We start from the raw sequence: 19,216 nt of genomic DNA, 5'->3' as shown, positions 1-19,216 counted from the left end.
AAAAGCCCAGACCTAGCAAAATCACACCTGTCGCAACAATTGCACCAGTTCTCAATTTTCTAAAGCCACGGAGGGACAAGCTTCCTCTAACATTTGTTTGTCTCATAATGTTTATTTTTCCTCACTAGTTTAAACAATCGCAAGAAAAACAATCTTGCAATTTTAGCATACTTACTTTCTCCTAATATTAGCAAAACCAATTCTCATCAAACTTTAGCATCTCACAAGAGAGATTATAAACTTGGAATAACTCATTTTTATATACTAGACGCATAGAGACTTTTCATCTTATTTCTCTTCAAATCCTTCTGCGACTGCTTCCGCAAAATTTTCTTCTACGATGCTTGCACAGTGGTCACAGATAACTGCCTGGTAGCTGCGTTCTGCTGTTGTTGGGTCGATACGACGGCAACGGTCACATACTTCACCAGCAGCACGTTCAACTGTGAAGGCTACATCTTCGAAGCTAAGGGCAGCTTCCGGAGCTGGTCCCTCTGCCATGGTCAACTCAGACACGATCAAAAGTTGGGCCACATTGCTGTTTACTGCTTCGAGTAGAGTTTTCACAACTTCGTTTGGATAAACTGTCAAGTGTGCTTCAAGTGATTTACCGATTACTTTTGCATTACGAGCTTCTTCCAAGGCTTTTTGAGCTTGTCCACGGAAGTCCATGAAGGCTGCCCATGTATCCAAGATTTCTTCTTGATTAGCAAAAGTTTCCGCTTCTGGCAATTCTGACAATTGAACGAAGTCTTCGGCTTCAAACTCAAGATATGACCAGATTTCTTCCGCAGTGTGAGGAAGGATTGGAGTCAAGAGTTTCGTGATTTTCACAAGAATGTCATAGAAGACAGTCTGCATTTGACGGCGTTCCAATGATTTAGCACCTTCGATGTAAACAACGTCCTTAGCAAAATCAAGGTAAAAGGCTGACAAGTCAACGTTGATAAAGTTCACCAAGGCCTTGTAGATTGTCAAGAATTCAAAGTTTGCGTAAGCATCACGAATGGTCTTGACAAGCTGGTTAAAGTGAATAGTCATGTACTTATCAACTGAGCGAAGCTCTTCGTAAGCGACTGTATCTTGAGCTGGGTTAAAGTCAGATGTATTGGCAATCAAGAAACGAAGAGTGTTACGAATCTTACGGTAAGTTTCAGAAACTTGGCTCAAGATATCCATAGAGATACGCACGTCATTGCTTGAGTCAACACTTGTTACCCAGAGACGCAAGATTTCAGCACCGAATTGTTTTTCAACATCGCTTGGAGCAATGGTATTTCCAAGAGATTTAGACATCTTCTCACCTTTACCATCAAGGGCAAATCCTTGTGACAGAATTTGTTTGTAAGGTGCTACACCATGATTGGCAACAGATGTGATGAGTGATGAGTTGAACCAACCACGGTATTGGTCAGAACCTTCTAGGTAAAGATCTGCTGGGTAAGTCAACTCAGGACGGTTTACTACAACTCCATTCCATGATGAACCTGAGTCAAACCAAACGTCCATGATATCTGTTTCTTTTTTGAACTCACCATTTGGTGAACCTGGATGAGTAAATCCTTCTGGCAAGAGGTCCTTAGCATCACGTTCCCACCAAATACTTGAACCATGTTCCTCAAAGAGTTGAGCCACGTGTTCAATAGTTTCAGCAGTCATGATAGCTGTACCATCTTCAGCGTAGAAGATAGGAAGCGGAACACCCCAAGCACGTTGACGAGAGATAACCCAGTCACCACGGTCACGAATCATGTTGTAAAGACGCACTTTCCCCCATTCAGAGTGGAATTTTACTTTTTCAATTTCATCCAAGATTTCTTGACGGAATTTTGATACAGAAGCAAACCATTGTGGAACTGCACGCCAGATAATTGGTTTCTTAGTACGCCAGTCAAATGGATATGAGTGAGAAATTTCTTCTTGGGCAAGAAGGAGGCTGCCAAGTTTTTCAATAACAGTTGGTACAACCTTATCGTAGAATTGGCCTTCAAACTCAGGACCAGCATTCTTCATCATGATACCACGTTCGTCAACAGTCACTGCGACTTCAAGACCATTAGCAATACCAACATTGTAGTCGTCCTCACCAAAACCAGGGGCTGTATGGACAATACCAGTACCAGAGTCAGTGGTAACGTGGTCACCAAGGATAACCAACTCATCTACAGCTGTATCCCATGGGTGTTCTGTTACGATGTGGTTGAGTTCTTGACCACGGTAAGTTGCCAAAACTTGAACATCAGCCCAATCAAATTTCTCAGACAAGCTAGTCAATAATTCTGCAGCAACGACAAACTTACGAGCTTCACCAGCAGGTTGAACCAAGACGTAATCAATATCCGCTCCAACAGTCAAACCACGAGAAGCTGTGATAGTAAATGGAGTTGTTGTCCAGACTACGATATAAGTCTCTGTATCTAGAACACCTTTGCCATCTTTTACCTTGTTGGCATAATAAAGGGAAGTCGAAACCAAGTCATGGTATTCAATCTCTGCTTCAGCAAGGGCTGACTCAGATGACCATGACCAGTAAACTGGTTTTGCACCACGGTAGATATAACCCTTATTAGCCATCTCACCAAATACACGGATTTGAGCTGCTTCATAATCAGGAGTCAAAGTCACATATGGATTTTCCCAGTCACCAGAAACACCCAAACGTTTAAAGTCTTCACGTTGTTTATCTACTTGAGAAAGAGCGTATTCACGGCAAAGTTTCAAGTACTCAACCAAGTCCATTTCTTTACGTTTGACACCTTGTTTTGCCAAAACTTGCTCGATTGGCAGACCATGAGTATCCCAACCTGGGATAAATGGTGCGTAAAAACCTGACATAGATTTTGAGCGAACAATGATATCTTTTGAAATCTTGTTCATAGCGTGTCCAACGTGGATATTTCCGTTGGCGTATGGAGGGCCATCATGCAAGGTGAAATGAGGTTTTCCTTGGTTCAATTCTTGACGACGTTGGTAAAGTTTTGCATCTTCCCATTCCTTTTGCCAAACTGGCTCTTTGGTAGGAAGGCCTGCACGCATTGGGAAAGCTGTTTTTCCAAGATTAAGGGTATCTTTGAGTTTCATGGTATCTCCTTTATAAATAATCACAAATTAAAAACCACGACTGCCAAAAAGGACGAAAATCGTGGTACCACCTTTATTCGGAAAAAGATTTAGTCTTTCTCCCTCTTATCCCGTAACGTGGGGAACGTCAAATCCTACTAACTTCAGACTTGAGTTTTTGAGAGGATAATCTTATCAATAGGGATTACAGGACTCACACCATCTCCTGCTCGCTGAAAATATAAAGATAAGATATTGTTCTCAGAATATTTCTTATAAAATTGTAACGGATTCTTGCGGTGCTGCAAATCCTGGTGCTGAATCAACAGTTTCTGTAGCTGGTGATGGATCTGACGGATGCACTGGAGCTACTTCTGGTTCTTCATACATTGGACCAACTGGTTGAGCAGGTTCTTCTTCCATTTGAGGACCCACTACAGGAGTTGGAGCTTCCACTTCCTGTTTAGTCTGAGCTTCAAATTCAGCCAATTCTTTATTGGCTGCTTCAATACGAGCCTGTAACTCTGCCATTTCTGCTTGAGAGAACTGACGTGTCATATCAATTGGTTCTTCCTCAATTGGAGCTGGAATCGGTTCTCCAAGTACCTCGCTAACCACTTCTTTAAAGGCTTCATCACTGGTTTGAAGATAAGTAGCTGTTGGACGGAGAATATCTTCCCAATCTGAAGATTCAACAATAGCTAACTGGCTCTCAATTGTAGATTTAAGACGTTGGTGGAAGACACGACTCTTGTTCTTCAATTCTTCGGTTTCAACAGCAACTTTCTTAGCATTATCAGTTGCTTGACGAAGAATCTCGTTTGCCTTATATTTAGCTTCTTCCAACAAGCGTTGCGCATCCTGCTCTGCTTGATGAATGATATTGTTTGAACGTTCATGCGCCGCCTGTTTCACTCGCTCAGCTGTATCTTGGGCAATCAATACAGACTGGCTCAATGAATCTTTCATTTCGTCAAAGTAAGACAAACGCTCTTCTAAACTCTTAATACGCAAATCTTTATCATGATTCGCACGAACAAGATCTTCGTAATCACGAACCACAATATCTAAAAATTCATCGACTTCTTCTGGATCAAAACCTCTGAATCGAGTTCCAAAGGTTTTGTCCTTTATTTCTAATGATGTAATTGGCATTCTATTCCTCACTTACTTAATAATAACTGGACGGTTATTTTTTTCTTCTCTTTTTTTGTTTGTCCCTTATCTTGAAGCAATCTCAAGCGCCCAAATTTTCTTACACTAATCAAGTCTCCAACTTGAACAATATAATCTGATTTGTCTACCACATGATAATTTACTTGGACAAGTTTCTTTTCAATCAACTGGTTTGCTTGATTCCTAGATAGTTTTAAAACATTTGATAAAAGAACATCTAATCGGAAACTAGACACAGATAAATCCAGCTCTCGGTACTGCTCTAGCTTATCTATTTTCTCGGTGAAAGGACGTTCCTCCAGCGAAACGGGTATACGGCCAATTTTCTTTAATCCATCTTGAAAGAGAAGAAGAAATTGCTGATTGACCATAATCTGCGCCCGTTCTTCATCTACTAGGATATCTCCAAAAAGTTTCCGTTCAATCCCTAATTGATTGATGACTGTCCCTAAAATCTTAGCATGCGTTAAGTGTTCAAATTTATTGGAATACACTATTTCCTGGAGAGATATTTCAAAATCTGAAAACTCTGGTTGGAAATAATCTGGGTATAATAAAACTCGAACATACTCACTCGAGACGAACTCCCCACTACTGCTACAAGCAAGACCATAAGTTTTGGCCAAAATCTTTAATAGCTTCTCCTGATGAGGATTGATAAAAGGAGTTAAAAAAGGAGCATAGCTATCTTCTACCTTCTTTATCCATTCCATTCCCTTGTCAAGAAATGGACGATCTTCTATGGAGAAATGCTGGTAAATCCCTTTATTCATCCTATCATCGCCAGAAAACGGACTAGGTTTTCTCCTAAAAATCGAATCAAAACAATCGCAACCCAAACAGATAAATCAAGACCCGCTATCTGTAAAGGCAGGCGTTGCAAGGGAGCAAGCACTGGTTTTACCAACGCTACAATCCAACGACCTAAACTTGATTCGTAGGCGCCTGGAAACCAAGACATGACAGCAAAGGCCACCAAAATCAGGGAGTAAATATCTACTGCATTATAAATCATACGAATTAAAAAAATCATTATCGTACTCTATTTCGCTTCATATCAAAGCCAAACTCACCATTTTGTTCTTCATCTGGTAAACGAATATCTTCTACATTCACAATAACATTCACTGGTGTTAACAGATACATAGTAGATGCTACCTTTTTCAAATTTCCAGCTAAAACATGACAAGCTCCATCCAAATAGTCCAAACAACGACGAGCCTGCACTTCAGTCATATATTGAAAATCAATCAAGATACTTTCGTTTCCTGCCAATAAATCAACAATTTCTGTTGCATCCTCATATTTTCTAGGATAACGAACATCTATAATGACCTTATCCGTTGCACGCTGACTCTGATTTGCCAATTCCTGTTGTCTTGCATGAAGTCTGGTGATATTGCTATCTTTTGCACCAGCAGACTGTGAAGGTTGATGCATTGGGAGAGCCGGTTCCTGTGAAGAATTTACTGGAGTTAACACAGGCTCATCTCTTTTTTCATAAGGGAGACTTGAATCCTCATCCTCCGTAAAATAATCTATAAATCTATCGAATCTATCTTTTAAAGACATGGTTCTCTCCTACTTAAAAAATGATGTACCTATACGAACAAAGGTGGAACCGAATTGAATCGCTTCTTTATAATCACGACTCATTCCCATACTTAACTCGGTCATAGGCATATTTGGAATTTGTTTTTCTTGAATTTCTTTTTGTAAATCTTGGGTCGCATTGAAAATCTCTTTCAACTGCTCACTGCTAGCCTCAAAAGGTGCCATCGTCATTAAACCAACATATTCAATCTTATCTAGTCTGGCTAACTCTGGCAAGATTTCCAGCAGTTCCTCTCTCGAAAAACCGTGTTTGCTTTCTTCTTTAGAAATATTTACTTGAAGAAAACACTTGATGACTCGGTCACTTCTTTTTTGAATTTCCTCTGCTAGCTTGACTGAATCCAAGGCATGGAAATAATCAACGTATTGAATGACATCTTTCACCTTACGTCTTTGCAAGGTACCAATCAAATGCCAAGTCACATCTCGATCTTTTAAAGCTTCATATTTTTCCAGAAACTTATCGACACGATTTTCACCGATATGATGAACACCTAGCGGAAGCAAGGCTTCCGCTGTCGGTACATCTACATACTTGGTAACTGCAATGACAGAGACTGAGCCACTCTCGCGATGAGCATTCAGACTCGCCTCTGCGACTTCTCGAAAAACAAGTTCTGTATTTTCTTTTACATTCATTTACTTAACGATTTTTGAAAAATGGAGGTGTATCCAACTCATCTTCATCTTGTGATGTTGGGGCTTCAAAGCGTTCAACTGGAGAAACGACTGAATCTGTTGTACGAACAATCGATTCACGGCGAAGATCCCAATCACCAAAAGCAGATGCTTGAGTTGGTTCCAAACGACGTGGATTTTGTTTTGGCAATTCAGCTGTTTCTGCCATATCAAAATGACGATCAAAGCCATGTGAATGAGCTGGTTTCACTGTCTCACGGTAGTTAGTAGTAGGTCTAGCTTGTGGAGCAACAACCTTCTCTACGCGGTCTTGACGAACACCTGTTGCGACAACTGTTACACGAATTTCATCACGCATACTTTCATCAATTGAAGTACCGAGCCAGATGTTCACTCCTTGACCTGCTGCTTGGTTCACAATTTGTGAAGCCTCTTCTGCTTCAATCAAGGTTAAATCAAGACCACCAGTAACGTTGACAATCACATCTTCTGCTCCATCAATTGTTGTTTCAAGAAGTGGAGAGTAAATTGCCTTACGCGCTGCTTCAACAACACGTTCTTCTCCACTACCGATACCAATACCCATAAGAGCATTCCCTTTGTTTGCCATCACCGTTTTCACATCGGCAAAGTCAAGGTTAATCAATCCTGGATTAGTAATCAAATCAGTAATCCCTTGAACACCTTGACGAAGAACGTTATCCGCTTCGCTAAGAGCCTCCAAGAGCGGTGTTTTCTTATCAACAATTTCAAGTAAGTTGTTGTTCGAAATAATCAATAGAGTATCTACATGCTCACGAAGTTGATTGATTCCTTCTACAGCAAATTGTCCACGCTTGCTTCCTTCAAAACCGAAAGGACGTGTCACAACACCAACTGTAAGAGCACCTAAATCTTTGGCGATACGAGCAATAACAGGAGCAGCTCCAGTTCCAGAACCTCCTCCCATACCAGCAGTGATGAAGACCATATCTGCACCACTGATAGCTTCCGTCAGTGTTTCTTCGCTTTCTTCAGCAGCTTTACGACCAACCTCAGGTTGACCTCCTGCACCCAAACCACGAGTCAATTTAGGTCCCAACTGAATTACAGTCTCAGCTTTTGTACTACTCAATGCTTGTACATCTGTGTTTGCTGCGATAAATTCTACGCCTGTAACACCTTCGTCGACCATACGGTTGATGGCATTGCCACCACCTCCACCGACACCAATTACTTTAATCACTGCACCTTGAGCAGCAGCTGTATCAAATGAAAATGTCATAATTTATTTTTCCTCTTTATTCGTCAAACATGCTTCCGATCAAGCCACGGAAACGATCTGCTAATTTCGGTTTATTTTGTGAAGCTTGTTGGAAATCCGCCATTGGTTCTGTAGGCGCCACCGGCTCTACTTCTGGAGCAGGAGCTGGTTGAACAGGCGTTGATTGTACAAACTGAGCTGTTTTCTGTATCATTCCCCCAAAACTAATTGGTTGATGAGTCAGAGCAACTTCACCCTTGACCGCTCTTTGAGCCAAAAGATTGACTTCTGTCAATTGTCCAGCAAATTCTGATAAACTAATCACATGCGCAAAGGCTGGATTACGGATACCAACTTGGTTTGGAACATAGAGTTTGACACGAACGCCAAAGACTTCTTGAGCCAATTCTACCATACCCGGTAAAATAGCATTTCCACCGATTAAGACAATTCCACCAGGGAGCTCCAATAGACGTCTTCTATCTAATTCTTGCTTAATTTGTTCAAGGATGTGCTTGATTCGTGCAGAAATAATTTCTGACAAGTAGGCTTCCGTCACTTCGACTGCTTCTACTTCTCCAATAACTTCTACTTGGAAGGTTTCTTTGCTTGCAAGAGGCGGATAGGCTTCCCCGTAATTCAGTTTCAAGCCTTCTGCTAATTTGCGAGAGGTTTTCAAAACCTTGGAGATATCTTTAGTTACATAATCTCCACCTTCTTGGAGAATATGTGTGAATTGGAGTTCTTGGTTGCGGATTGTAGCGACAGTCGTTTGACCTGCCCCCATATCAATCACTGTAGCACCAAATTCACGTTCACCTTCGTTCAAAACTGATTGAACCATTGCTAGTGGCGAAATGATAATATTTTCAACCTGAACACCTGCACGCTCAACCGTCTTACGCAAATTGTGCAAGATAGTACGAGGGCCTGTATAAAGCAAGCCACGCATTTCAAGGCGAACCCCCATCATGCCACGTGGGTCACGAATCCCTTGGAAACCATCCACAATAAATTCTTCAGGAATAAAGGTAATGACTTCACGGTCAGGTGTCATACTCTTTGTCAAAGCTGATTTGACAACATTTTCAACATCTTGATCCGTAATTTCCTTGGTATCAGATGTTACTGGAATCATCCCTTGAGTTGGTTCGACCTGCAAAAGATTACCAGGCAAGCCGACATTCACTGATTTAATCGAAATACCTGCCTTTTCTTCTGCTTGGGAAATGGCTGACTTGATAGCAGTTGCTGCTGCATCAATATCAACAATAATTCCATCCTTTACACCTTTACTTTTGGCATTACTCACGCCAATTACATTTAATTCACCATTTCTCTGCTCGGCCACAAGCACCTTGACAGAGCTTGTTCCAATATCTAGACCTGTAAAAAAGCCTTCTCTAGCCATTACATCGCATCCTCTCTATCTTCCAAGTTTCGCACTTCGTATTATTCCATAGCTAAACATAGGCATAGCTATTCACAGAATATTATAACACAAAAAATTTAATCGTGCTTGCTTTTTTCCTAAATTTCCCAGCCATTTTTTGAGTTTCTATGTTCAGAAATTCTTATTTTGTAAGCTGCTTGTAAAAACTCTCTAAGACAAAAAAAGAAAGCTCTGTGTTAAGCTTTCTTTGCAATCATTTTTTCTGCTTCTTGTTCTAAAAATAGTTCTAAAATTTTCTTTGTCAACGTAATCGCTGCTGACAGGGCCAGAGAAACGATTAAATAATTAGCCACTAAGCCGTGATCTCCAACCAATGGCGGTTTTGTCAAGAATCCGTAATCTCCACCTGTTACCAAATTGACCATAAAAATCAAAGCATTTAATGCAAAGGTCATGAGAAAAATCCCCTTCACATCCAGCAATCGCGCATTATACTGTCTCAAGAGATAAACCAGAGAGTTCCCCAAGAGTGCTAAATGCCCAAAAATAAAGGATAAAATGGTGATATGGGGGAAAGGATAGGCATCTGACACTGGATAAACAAAGGCTGCTAATGTCCCAAATGTTCCTAGTAATGCAAAATACTGCCTATATTTGGACTGACCAGGAAGCAAAAGTACCACAAACATGGCCATACGGCAATGGTAAAAGGGTAAGCTTTCTGATAGTGGCATATGATTGACCCAGTACCAACCATAAAGTAGGATTAACTGAACGGCCTGTAAAATCTGGAAAAATCGTTGGTAAACCTTCTTTTCACGATAACGATAGGCTGTATAAAAGATCAAAGCCAAGAGTGTAAATATACTGACATACCAAAAAAGGTCAAATTTGGGCGGCTCGGTTGCCTGAGTTGTAAAAAAAATATCCCATAAATTCATTTAGTCTTCCTCATGATTCAAAATTTTCCTGCATTTTATTATACCATGCTACTTAAGAAAAATGGATTTAGAAATACGTAAATGTTTGACAAAATCACTTGTCTTCATGTTCTAAACTTTCTACCAATTTGGCTAGATTCATAGAATTGGAGCCTTTGAGTAGGATTTGGTCGTGGGCTCCTAGACTTTCCTTGACCTGCTTGACTAGGTCTTCAAATTGGTCTTGGTCTTCTGTTTTCTTGAAGTAGTAAACGTGGCCAATTGGGAACATTTGACTGGCCAATTTGGCTAATTCAGCAATGTCTTCTCCATAGAAAATCACGGTATCAAGCACATCTGGAGAGAGACTCAAAATCATCTGGTTATGGAGTTGAACAGACTGGTCACCAAGTTCCTTCATATCCGCCAAGACAGCAATTTTTTTGCCACCTTCATTGGCTGGGATGGCAGAGAAAGTCTCTAAAATCAGCTTCATAGCAGTTGGGTTGGCATTATACACATCTGATAGGATATCTGCTCCATTGGCTGCTTTCTTCCACTCGGTACGATTACGCGTCAATTCAAGATTTTGGAAGGCCTGACGAATTTGCTCCTCTGAAACCCCTTCTTGTAGGACAACATAGGACGCAATCATAGCATTGGTGGCATTGTACTTACCAGTCACTGGCAAATCGAGGGCTTGTTCCAAGAAATTAGCCTTAAAGGTCAGACTGTCCTTGCGCTCAATCAAGTCTGTAATTTCCAACTCTGCTCCTGGCCCAAAACGGACTACCTTTTTATCTGTTGGCAAGTAGTCCTCTACAATGGAGTCAGCTGGTGCCAAAAGCAAGGAACCCGATACCATACCATCTGCAATTTGCATTTTCCCTTTAGCGATCTCCGAACGGTCTTTGAAAAAGGCCAAATGGGCTTCTCCAACCAAGGTCACGATGGCTGTCTTTGGATGAGCCAACTCAGACAAGAGATGAATATCGCCCAAGTGATCCTGCCCCATCTCCAAAACCAACTTTTCTGTTCCTTCAGGCATATGAAGAACTGTGTAGGGAAGGCCGATCTCGTTATTGTAATTGCCTTGTGTTTTGTAGGTTTTGTAGGTTGTTGATAGCAAGTGCGCCAACATATCCTTGGTCGTTGTCTTGCCATTTGAACCTGTAACTGCAAAGACATCAACAGCCATTTTCTCAAGATAGTAGGCAGCTAGTTGTTGAAAGGCAGTCAACACATCGTCTACTAAAATGTAAGGATGATTTGCAAGCTCTTTCTCAGACAGGGTTACAGCAGCGCCATTGTCAAAAGCTGTTTCGATAAAGTCATGACCGTCACGCGCACCTTTGAGGGGCACAAACAAGTCCCCCGTCGCGATTAAGCGACTGTCAAACTCAGCCTTCTCTAACTGGGTGTTCTCAAAGATGCTGATATCATTTTTAGCTCCTACAACTTGAGTCACTTCATGGATTGTTAATTTCATTTCTACTCCTTTAAAAAGGGTCGAAGTCCGAGAACTATGATCACCTTGCAGTGATGGTTCTGGCTCCTACCCTCTCTTTCATTTTATAGCAAATGCGCTTCGCGCTTGTCAAAACTTTCCTTGGCAAGGTCAACCAAACGCTCGATTAGTTCTGGGTAGCTGATTCCCATATTGTCCCAAAGCAGTGGATACATTGACCACTGGGTGAAACCTGGCATGGTATTAAGCTCGTTTAGAAAAATCTCTCCCTTATCTGTATAGAAGAAATCGCAACGAGAGAGACCGAGGCCACCAATGGCACGGAAGGCCGTTTCTGCATTTTGACGCATGACAGCTACCACATCATCACTGATTTTGGCAGGAATATCCATAGTAATCTTGTTATCAATATACTTGGCATCGTAGTCATAAAAGGCAACGTCCTTGACAACTTCTCCAGGTAGCGTGCTCTTGACATCGTAGTTACCCAAGAGGCCAACCTCAATTTCACGGGCATTTACTCCTTGCTCTACCAAGACACGGCTGTCATATTGAAAGGCAAGTTCCAAAGCCTGACGAAGTTCTTCTTGATTTTCAGACTTAGAAATACCGACACTAGACCCCATGTTTGACGGTTTGGTGAAGACTGGATAAGCCAATTTTTCTTCCACTTCAGCGATTTTAGCAGTCACATCATCGCCTTCAACGATAGCCACATAAGGAACTTGGGCAATGCCAGCAGATTCTAACACACGCTTGGTCGTGATTTTATCCATGGCAAGACTAGATGACAAGATATTACAGCCGACATACGGCATTTTCAAAACTTCCAAGAATCCTTGAACAGAACCATCTTCTCCCATCGGACCGTGAAGAACTGGAAAGACAACTGCCCCTTCTTCGTAGATGGCACTTGGTGCAACTTTCTTATCCCAATCAATGGTTTCATTGGTCATGAGACGGTCCTCTTGCCCCGGAGTCTGACTAAATTCCTGTGTTTTGATAAAGTCACCTGACTGACTGATAAAGAAAGTCTTAACTGTGAAACGGTTGTAATTGACCGCACGCATGACACTCTCAGCTGAAAGGACAGAGACTTCGCGTTCCGCACTCCGTCCACCGTATAAAAGAATAATCGTTTGTTTCATATCATTTGTCCTAATTCTACTAGAATACTCGCTCTTTAGTATATCATATTTGCTTGTTTTTTTAAAATTTGAACCTGATACTACCCATCACACTATACAAAAAGAGGCCGATAGGAACGATTTTCAGCCTCCTTGATTTTTTATAAATGAATGGAGTTCGTAAATTTGTCTACACTTACAACTCTGTTCGATTTTCAATAGCCCGTAAGAGGGTCACTTCGTCCGCATACTCGATATCTGCTCCCACAGCAAGGCCTCGTGCCAGGCGAGTGACCTTAATCCCAGCTGGCTTGAGTAAGCGGGAAAGATACATGGAAGTCGCTTCCCCATCTGCTGTGGCATTGGTTGCTACGATTACTTCTGAAACCTCACTATCCATCAGACGAGTCATGAGACTCTTGAGATTGATATCATCTGGACTGATACCATTCATAGGAGAAATAAGGCCATGCAGGACATGATAGAGGCCATGGTATTCTTGGATGTTTTCCATGGCTGCCACATCCCGACTATCCTCTAGCACCAAAATCGTTGTCTGGTCACGAGTCGGATCGGTACAGATAGAGCAAGGGTCGTCGTCTGTCAAACGTCCACAAATGGAACAGTAGGTCAATTCTCTCTTAGCAGAAAGGAGATTTTTTGCAAATTCATTGACATCATCATCAGACATCCCAATCGTATAAAAGGCCAGACGCGTAGCCGTCTTAATCCCGATACCTGGTAACTTGGAATAACTGTCAATCAGCTTGGCAATGGGTGTTGGATAAAGCATAATTTCCTTTCTAATTCATTGGATGGTATTTTTGATACAGATTGATAATATCACGCGCAATGGAAGGTCCTACACCATTTGTTAGATTGGTATTATGAGGAAAGACCACTGCAACAGCGATTTGGGGATTATCAGATGGGCCATAGGCTACCGCATTGGTATTGGTTGCTTCCTGACCATCTGCCACATAGCTTTCGGCTGTACCCGTTTTTCCGCTAATAGATACCAAGGCACCATTTGAAAAGGCACGTCCAGTTGTCAATCCGCTAGTCCCATGAGCAACCTGATAAAAACCTTGGTGCAAGACACTCATATCGGAGTCGGATATATTGACCTTATTCATCTCTGTCGGTTGCAGTTGCTGAATCAAGTCGCCTAGGCCTCCCTTATCATTATTTCCATAAATGCCTTCAACAATACGAGGAGCCACACGAACACCATCATTTGCAATAGTTGCTACATACTGAGCCAACTGCATCGGCGTATAGTTATCAAACTGACCAAAGGCATTGGTAATGTAATTAGCAAAATTATACTCTTTTGGTATAAAACCAGTTGACTCATCTGGAAGGTCAATGCCTGTTGAGGCTCCAAGACCATATTCCGCAAATGTCGAGCGAAGTTTCCCCATGGCGGATTCTAAATTGTTAGTTAGAACAAACATATTGGGTTGATAGGTCTGACCCATAATGCCCAAAGCCGTTTGAACCATATAGGCATTAGAAGAATACTCCAAGGCTTCCACAGCTGTAATAGGAAAAGATCCATATGCCAATTTATACCAAGAATAAATTGGAGCTGAACCTTGGAAAACAATAGGCTGATCTGTTAAGGTTTGGTTTCCTGATAAAACACCATTTTCCCAACCAGAACTAATAGTTGCCGCTTTTACAACCGAACCTGGGACAAAGACATCGGTTATCGTTCCCAAGGAATCCGATGTTAACTCGCCTGTTTTCAAGTCATGTTTGATCCCTGACATGGATAAAACAGCACCTGTTTTGGGATTAAGGGCGACTGCATACACACCTTCAGAATACTTAGCTCCACCATTTCCCAACTCTGAATTGAAATAACTTTTTAGCAAAGCATCCACGCTATCTTGGAAGGTCAAATCAATGGTCAGTTTGATATTGTTTCCCTTACTACCTTCCTCAATTGTATCCACGCTTTCCATATTGCCATATTTATCCAGATGGATTTCTTTTACCGAGCGTTTTCCTTGTAAGGTCTCTTCATATTGCTTTTCCAAATAGGAGGTTCCAACCCGATCATTTAGAGAATAGCCTTTTTTAAGATAGGCTTCTGCTTCTTCCGCTGGGAGACCAGCTTTTTCACTGGATACACTCCCTACTATAGAAGAAAGGGAAGTTTCCAAAATCTTTCGATCCCAAGAAGTAGAAATACTAATGCCAGGCATCTCCTTTGAAATAGAGGCAATAACAGCCACCTGAGAATCATTTAGAGGATCTGTCACAATGGTTCCTGTCGCAAAGTTTCCAACAGCATTTAACTGACTAAAAAGATAGATTTCTTTCTTTTCATCCTCTGTATAGTTTAGTTGACTTGTTGGGACACTATCGACCGCATTGTTATACAGTTCTGATTCGGATAGGCGATTGCCATCTGAATCCAAGCGTTTCTCACTTGGGAGAGCCTCCACTGTTTTTTTATAGATTTCAGGATCAGCCAAATAGTAATCAGCCAGCTGGCGTTCTGTCAAATTTGGCGAACTGATGCTCACATAAGTTAGTAACTTTTTAGCTATTTCTTTTAAGTCTGTAGCCGTCATTTTATTGCTACGCGTAAAGGAAACAACCTGCTTTAACGTATTTTCTACCAAAGGTTTTCCACTAGCATCATAAATTTCCCCACGAGCAGAACTGGTTGTGACCTTGGTCTGACTAGCTGAGGCTAGCTTTTTTTCGTAAAAATCCTTGTTCAAAACCTGCATATACAACAAACGACCAATAATGGTCATAAAGAGTAAAATGACGATTGAAAACAATAAATTAAGCCGAATCGGAATCGAATGGCTGTTAAATTTTCTCATACAAATCAGTCTCATTTCTAACTTAAAGTCTTACTCTTAATTGTACCACAATTTGAGCAGAAAATTATGGAAAAGTAAGAAGCTTTTTTTCGTTTTTACAGTAAGATACGTTTTTATTTATTCATCCCTATATTATATGTTATAATGAATGTAAAAGTTCAATAATCTAGCCTTTTTCCAATACGACTCATTTAAAGGAGCCTTCCCTATGGACAAACCAGATATCGCAACTGTCATTGATTCACATTTTGAAGAAATGACAGACCTAGAGCAAGAAATCGCTCGCTATTTTTTGCAAGCTGAAACGATTACAGATGATTTATCTTCCCAACAGGTCACTCAAAAATTACATATCTCTCAGGCTGCACTAACTCGCTTTGCTAAAAAGTGTGGCTTTACTGGCTACCGAGAATTTATTTTCCAATACCAACATCAGGCAGAAAATCAAGCCAACCAAGTCTCCAAGCACAGTCCACTGACCAAACGAGTCCTCAGAAGTTATAGCAACATGAGGGAACAAACACAAGACTTGATTGACGAAATCCAACTAGAACGAATTGCCCAATTAATCGAAGATGCTGAGCGTGTCTACTTCTTCGGAACAGGGAGTTCTGGCCTTGTTGCTCGTGAAATGAAATTGCGCTTCATGCGTCTAGGTGTGGTCTGCGAGGCATTGACCGATCAAGACGGCTTTGCCTGGACAACCAGCATTATGGACGAAAATTGTCTCGTACTTGGTTTCTCACTTTCTGGCACAACTCCCTCTATTTTAGACAGTTTATTAGATGCCAAGGAGATGGGGGCAAAGACTGTACTCTTTTCAAGTGTTCCCAGTAAAGATAGCCAGACCTACACAGAGACTGTTCTTGTAGCCACCCACAGCCAGCCTTCCTATATCCAACGAATATCCGCTCAACTTCCTATGCTCTTCTTTATCGATTTGATTTATGCCTACTTTTTGGAAATCAATCGCGAAAGCAAGGAGAAAATATTTAACAGCTATTGGGAAAATAAAAAACTCAACGGCTATCGTAGACAAAAACGTGTCAGAAAATCCTAGTTTGGTTAAACCAGACTAGGATTTTTATTCATCACCAAACATACCTCTTCAAGATTATGAATTAGTCATATCTTGACTTAGCCTTGAATAATTTCATGTAATCACTTTTTGAAGGGAGTAAATAAGCAAGTCTGACGGTATCCTCAACAATTGTATATAATACGATGTAATCCTTACTCAAGGTCAATCCTCGCGTTTGGTAGCGAGGATCTAATTTCTTACCAAATTTTTCATCGGCATCAAATCCAGCTTGGGGGAAAATTTCTAGCCGATTAATATCTTTTCTAATACTCGCCACTTTTCGTCTCGCAGCCTCTACAGAACCGATTTCCTCTGCTATATACTGATATATTTTATCCAGACTATCAATCACTTTAGGAGAATACAAAATCCGATATTTTTTATAATCCATAGCGTGTCACGACATCCTCATCTGTCAAGTAATTTCCAGCCTCAATCTTGGCATAACTTTCTTGAACTTCTGCTTGTAATTGTCTAAACAAATACTCCTTCTCTAATTCCTCTTCACTCAGTAAATCTACTTCATTTGTTACGGCAACATTCTTTAAAAATAATCTAAGTGCCGATGAAAGAGAGAGATTTTTTTCTTTTAACACTTCCATGGCATCATTTACTAATTCTCTATTAGCTTGGAAGGTCACAATTTTATTTGGATTTGCTATAGACATTTTATATAACTCCTTTATATATTTTATTTATTATCTCACGATTATAAAGAAAGTCAAGGGAATTTGATTAGAAAATCCTAGTTTGGCTCAGCCAAACTAGGATTGTTTTGTCTTGAAATGATAGTAGGCACCCAACATCCCTGCTGTATTTTGGTGATGGGCAAATTCTAATCGTGTTTTTTCAGCTAGGCTTGGTACTAAGGCTGCCTTCAAGGCTGTGCGGATTTTCGGTTTGAGGATAGCCTCTTGCCCCATGATACCACCACCTAGAATGACCACTTCTGGATTGGCAACATAGCAAATATTTGCCAGACCTTTTCCTAGATAGTCTACCATGCGGTCAATACCAGCCATGCAGAGTTTATTGCCTTCTGTAGCTTCCTTAAAGATACGACGACCATTCCACTGGTCAACTGGATCTCCATGACCTGCTGCTACATACTCCACCAAGGCTGTCGTAGAAGCCAAATCTTGGAACGCTCCATCCTGCATATGCATATAACCAACTTCGCAGGCTGAATTGCTAAATCCATGGAAGACTTTTCCATCCATAATCAAGCAACCTCCGATACCTGTTCCAATGGTCAAGCAAAGGGTGACACTCGCTCCCTTGCCTGAACCAGATACTGCCTCAGCCAGACCTGCACAGTTGACGTCATTCTCAATTTCACAAGGAATCGCAAAGCTAGTCTCGATTTCCTTTTTGAACTGGGTTCCTGCGTAGTTAGGGATTTGAGGCCCAGCATAGAAAATCTCACCCTTATCAGGATCCACCATTCCTGCAGAAGAAATGGCAACACCTGCTACTGGGCCTTTTTCTAAATAGCTGGCTACAATATCTTTGGTCTTTTGTAAGATATGAGGTCCACCCTTATGCGCCTCTGTTGGCATTTCATGCGATTCAACAAGTTGGCCTTCTTGGTCGATCAAACCATATTTGATGTTGGTTCCACCGATATCAATTGCAACATAGTGTGTCATAAATACCTCCTTATGGATTAGAGGAAGCGCTCCTTGGTTTTACGAATCAAGGCTGCAGCTGCTTCTACAACTGGACGATCGTCTTCAGTCACTGGTGTCAATGGTGAACGAACAGAACCAATATTCAAGCCTTCATTGATCTTCAAGACTTCCTTAATCACACCGTACATATTTCCATGTGCAGCAGTCAGTTTACCAATGATAGCGTTGATAGCATACTGTAATTCACGCGCTGTTTCCAAGTCTTTGTCAGCAATCAACTCATTGAGTTTCAAGAAGAGTTCTGGCATAGCACCGTAAGTACCACCGATACCAGCCTTAGCACCCATGAGACGGCCACCTAAGAACTGCTCATCTGGACCGTTAAAGACGATATGGTCTTCTCCACCAAGGCTCACAAAGGTTTGGATATCTTGAACTGGCATAGAAGAGTTCTTAACACCGATAACACGTGGATTTTTCAACATTTCAGTGTAAAGGCTTGGAGTCAAAGCAACACCTGCCAATTGAGGAATGTTGTAGATAACATAGTCTGTGTTTGGTGCTGCAGCACTAATGTCATTCCAGTATTTAGCAACTGAGTATTCTGGCAAGCGGAAGTAAATTGGTGGAATCGTTGCAATGGCATCTACACCCAAACTTTCTGCATGGCGAGCAAGTTCCATACTATCTTTGGTATTGTTGCAAGCAACGTGGGCAATAATAGTTAATTTACCTTTGGCAACTGCCATAACTTCTTCCAAAATCAACTTACGGTCTTCAACGCTTTGGTAGATACATTCGCCAGAAGAACCATTGACATAGAGACCTTGAACACCTTTATCAATGAAGTATTGAACCAAGGCACGCGTACGTTCTGGGCTTACTTCTCCTTGTTCATCATAACATGCGTAGAAGGCTGGAATGACACCTTCGTATTTTTTCAAATCTGACATAGATTTTCTCCTATTATTTTTATTTTCTGCTAAAGCAGATTCTTTCTTTACTTCTTTAGTATACA

18 protein-coding genes are annotated in these 19,216 nt (G+C 41.1%); 1 reads left to right on the top strand and 17 read right to left on the bottom strand.

The genetic code is table 11. The annotated features are described in order from the left end of the window. Window positions 1–288: 288 nt before the first annotated feature. The 13 genes from ileS to pbp2b form a co-directional block, all read right to left on the bottom strand. Window positions 289–3,081: an isoleucine--tRNA ligase gene (gene ileS, locus OVN23_RS05665; RefSeq protein ID WP_196314625.1), complete on the bottom strand. Its 2,793-nt coding sequence runs from the start codon at window positions 3,079–3,081 to the stop codon at window positions 289–291. A 252-nt stretch (window positions 3,082–3,333) separates the two neighbouring features. Continuing rightward, window positions 3,334–4,215 (bottom strand): DivIVA domain-containing protein, encoded by an 882-nt coding sequence (locus OVN23_RS05660; RefSeq protein ID WP_310732657.1) that lies wholly within the window; start codon window positions 4,213–4,215, stop codon window positions 3,334–3,336. Between the two features lie 8 nt (window positions 4,216–4,223). Beyond that, the gene (locus OVN23_RS05655) at window positions 4,224–5,009 is read right to left on the bottom strand and encodes an RNA-binding protein (RefSeq protein ID WP_050207847.1); all 786 of its coding nucleotides are present in this window, start codon (window positions 5,007–5,009) and stop codon (window positions 4,224–4,226) included. After that, window positions 5,006–5,269, bottom strand: coding sequence for a YggT family protein (locus OVN23_RS05650; RefSeq protein ID WP_000576512.1), 264 nt, complete (start codon window positions 5,267–5,269; stop codon window positions 5,006–5,008). Before OVN23_RS05650 ends, OVN23_RS05655 begins: the two co-directional genes overlap by 4 nt. After that, on the bottom strand, window positions 5,269–5,808 hold the full coding sequence (locus OVN23_RS05645; protein WP_172931413.1) for a cell division protein SepF: 540 nt from the start codon (window positions 5,806–5,808) through the stop codon (window positions 5,269–5,271). The genes OVN23_RS05650 and OVN23_RS05645 overlap by 1 nt, the downstream gene beginning before the upstream one ends. 9 nt (window positions 5,809–5,817) lie before the next feature. Then, window positions 5,818–6,489 (bottom strand): YggS family pyridoxal phosphate-dependent enzyme, encoded by a 672-nt coding sequence (locus OVN23_RS05640; RefSeq protein WP_173220115.1) that lies wholly within the window; start codon window positions 6,487–6,489, stop codon window positions 5,818–5,820. A 4-nt stretch (window positions 6,490–6,493) separates the two neighbouring features. Further along, complete coding sequence (ftsZ, locus tag OVN23_RS05635; protein ID WP_000144272.1) at window positions 6,494–7,753, bottom strand: cell division protein FtsZ; 1,260 nt, start codon at window positions 7,751–7,753, stop codon at window positions 6,494–6,496. 16 nt (window positions 7,754–7,769) lie between these two features. Further along, window positions 7,770–9,143, bottom strand: a complete 1,374-nt coding sequence (ftsA, locus tag OVN23_RS05630) for a cell division protein FtsA (RefSeq protein ID WP_000090392.1) — start codon at window positions 9,141–9,143, stop codon at window positions 7,770–7,772. A gap of 218 nt (window positions 9,144–9,361) precedes the next feature. Continuing rightward, a complete protein-coding gene (locus tag OVN23_RS05625) occupies window positions 9,362–10,066 on the bottom strand; it encodes a TIGR02206 family membrane protein (protein WP_173220112.1) in 705 nt (234 codons plus the stop codon). A 94-nt stretch (window positions 10,067–10,160) separates the two neighbouring features. Further along, window positions 10,161–11,534 (bottom strand): UDP-N-acetylmuramoyl-tripeptide--D-alanyl-D-alanine ligase, encoded by a 1,374-nt coding sequence (locus OVN23_RS05620; RefSeq protein WP_173253161.1) that lies wholly within the window; start codon window positions 11,532–11,534, stop codon window positions 10,161–10,163. 83 nt (window positions 11,535–11,617) lie between these two features. After that, a complete protein-coding gene (locus OVN23_RS05615; RefSeq protein WP_000814698.1) occupies window positions 11,618–12,661 on the bottom strand; it encodes a D-alanine--D-alanine ligase in 1,044 nt (347 codons plus the stop codon). A 175-nt stretch (window positions 12,662–12,836) separates the two neighbouring features. Then, window positions 12,837–13,433, bottom strand: a complete 597-nt coding sequence (recR, locus tag OVN23_RS05610) for a recombination mediator RecR (protein WP_000966754.1) — start codon at window positions 13,431–13,433, stop codon at window positions 12,837–12,839. A gap of 10 nt (window positions 13,434–13,443) precedes the next feature. Further along, a complete protein-coding gene (pbp2b, locus tag OVN23_RS05605; protein WP_267240785.1) occupies window positions 13,444–15,501 on the bottom strand; it encodes a penicillin-binding protein 2B in 2,058 nt (685 codons plus the stop codon). A 193-nt stretch (window positions 15,502–15,694) separates the two neighbouring features. Here pbp2b and OVN23_RS05600 point away from each other — a divergent pair, with 193 nt between their 5' ends. Beyond that, window positions 15,695–16,546, top strand: coding sequence for a MurR/RpiR family transcriptional regulator (locus OVN23_RS05600; RefSeq protein ID WP_267240784.1), 852 nt, complete (start codon window positions 15,695–15,697; stop codon window positions 16,544–16,546). A 61-nt stretch (window positions 16,547–16,607) separates the two neighbouring features. Here the strand turns inward: OVN23_RS05600 and OVN23_RS05595 are convergent, their stop codons facing one another. The 4 genes from OVN23_RS05595 to OVN23_RS05580 form a co-directional block, all read right to left on the bottom strand. After that, window positions 16,608–16,958, bottom strand: coding sequence for a type II toxin-antitoxin system RelE/ParE family toxin (locus OVN23_RS05595; RefSeq protein ID WP_173276630.1), 351 nt, complete (start codon window positions 16,956–16,958; stop codon window positions 16,608–16,610). Continuing rightward, entirely contained in the window at window positions 16,948–17,235 is a 288-nt protein-coding gene (locus OVN23_RS05590) for a hypothetical protein (protein ID WP_173276629.1), read from the bottom strand. The genes OVN23_RS05595 and OVN23_RS05590 overlap by 11 nt, the downstream gene beginning before the upstream one ends. Before the next feature lie 96 nt (window positions 17,236–17,331). Continuing rightward, window positions 17,332–18,216: an ROK family protein gene (locus OVN23_RS05585; protein WP_267240783.1), complete on the bottom strand. Its 885-nt coding sequence runs from the start codon at window positions 18,214–18,216 to the stop codon at window positions 17,332–17,334. Between the two features lie 17 nt (window positions 18,217–18,233). Further along, the gene (locus OVN23_RS05580; RefSeq protein ID WP_267240782.1) at window positions 18,234–19,151 is read right to left on the bottom strand and encodes a dihydrodipicolinate synthase family protein; all 918 of its coding nucleotides are present in this window, start codon (window positions 19,149–19,151) and stop codon (window positions 18,234–18,236) included. Between the last annotated feature and the right edge of the window lie 65 nt (window positions 19,152–19,216).

The sequence above is a fragment of the Streptococcus sp. Marseille-Q6488 genome, assembly GCF_946902925.1.
Lineage (GTDB): Bacteria > Bacillota > Bacilli > Lactobacillales > Streptococcaceae > Streptococcus.
The sequence above is the reverse complement of the archived record's forward strand: the minus strand, read 5'-3'. Positions and strand labels throughout refer to the sequence as shown.

Bases quoted from the DNA above. Each gene is read 5' to 3' on its own strand.
- OVN23_RS05595 (WP_173276630.1), bottom strand. From the start codon at position 16,958: ATGGATTATAAAAAATATCGGATTTTGTATTCTCCTAAAGTGATTGAT.
- OVN23_RS05600 (WP_267240784.1), top strand. From the start codon at position 15,695: ATGGACAAACCAGATATCGCAACTGTCATTGATTCACATTTTGAAGAA.
- OVN23_RS05585 (WP_267240783.1), bottom strand. From the start codon at position 18,216: ATGACACACTATGTTGCAATTGATATCGGTGGAACCAACATCAAATAT.
- OVN23_RS05615 (WP_000814698.1), bottom strand. From the start codon at position 12,661: ATGAAACAAACGATTATTCTTTTATACGGTGGACGGAGTGCGGAACGC.
- ileS (WP_196314625.1), bottom strand. From the start codon at position 3,081: ATGAAACTCAAAGATACCCTTAATCTTGGAAAAACAGCTTTCCCAATG.
- OVN23_RS05620 (WP_173253161.1), bottom strand. From the start codon at position 11,534: ATGAAATTAACAATCCATGAAGTGACTCAAGTTGTAGGAGCTAAAAAT.
- OVN23_RS05645 (WP_172931413.1), bottom strand. From the start codon at position 5,808: ATGTCTTTAAAAGATAGATTCGATAGATTTATAGATTATTTTACGGAG.
- OVN23_RS05660 (WP_310732657.1), bottom strand. From the start codon at position 4,215: ATGCCAATTACATCATTAGAAATAAAGGACAAAACCTTTGGAACTCGA.
- OVN23_RS05640 (WP_173220115.1), bottom strand. From the start codon at position 6,489: ATGAATGTAAAAGAAAATACAGAACTTGTTTTTCGAGAAGTCGCAGAG.
- ftsZ (WP_000144272.1), bottom strand. From the start codon at position 7,753: ATGACATTTTCATTTGATACAGCTGCTGCTCAAGGTGCAGTGATTAAA.
- recR (WP_000966754.1), bottom strand. From the start codon at position 13,433: ATGCTTTATCCAACACCCATTGCCAAGCTGATTGACAGTTATTCCAAG.
- OVN23_RS05650 (WP_000576512.1), bottom strand. From the start codon at position 5,269: ATGATTTTTTTAATTCGTATGATTTATAATGCAGTAGATATTTACTCC.
- pbp2b (WP_267240785.1), bottom strand. From the start codon at position 15,501: ATGAGACTGATTTGTATGAGAAAATTTAACAGCCATTCGATTCCGATT.
- OVN23_RS05590 (WP_173276629.1), bottom strand. From the start codon at position 17,235: ATGTCTATAGCAAATCCAAATAAAATTGTGACCTTCCAAGCTAATAGA.
- OVN23_RS05580 (WP_267240782.1), bottom strand. From the start codon at position 19,151: ATGTCAGATTTGAAAAAATACGAAGGTGTCATTCCAGCCTTCTACGCA.
- ftsA (WP_000090392.1), bottom strand. From the start codon at position 9,143: ATGGCTAGAGAAGGCTTTTTTACAGGTCTAGATATTGGAACAAGCTCT.
- OVN23_RS05625 (WP_173220112.1), bottom strand. From the start codon at position 10,066: ATGAATTTATGGGATATTTTTTTTACAACTCAGGCAACCGAGCCGCCC.
- OVN23_RS05655 (WP_050207847.1), bottom strand. From the start codon at position 5,009: ATGAATAAAGGGATTTACCAGCATTTCTCCATAGAAGATCGTCCATTT.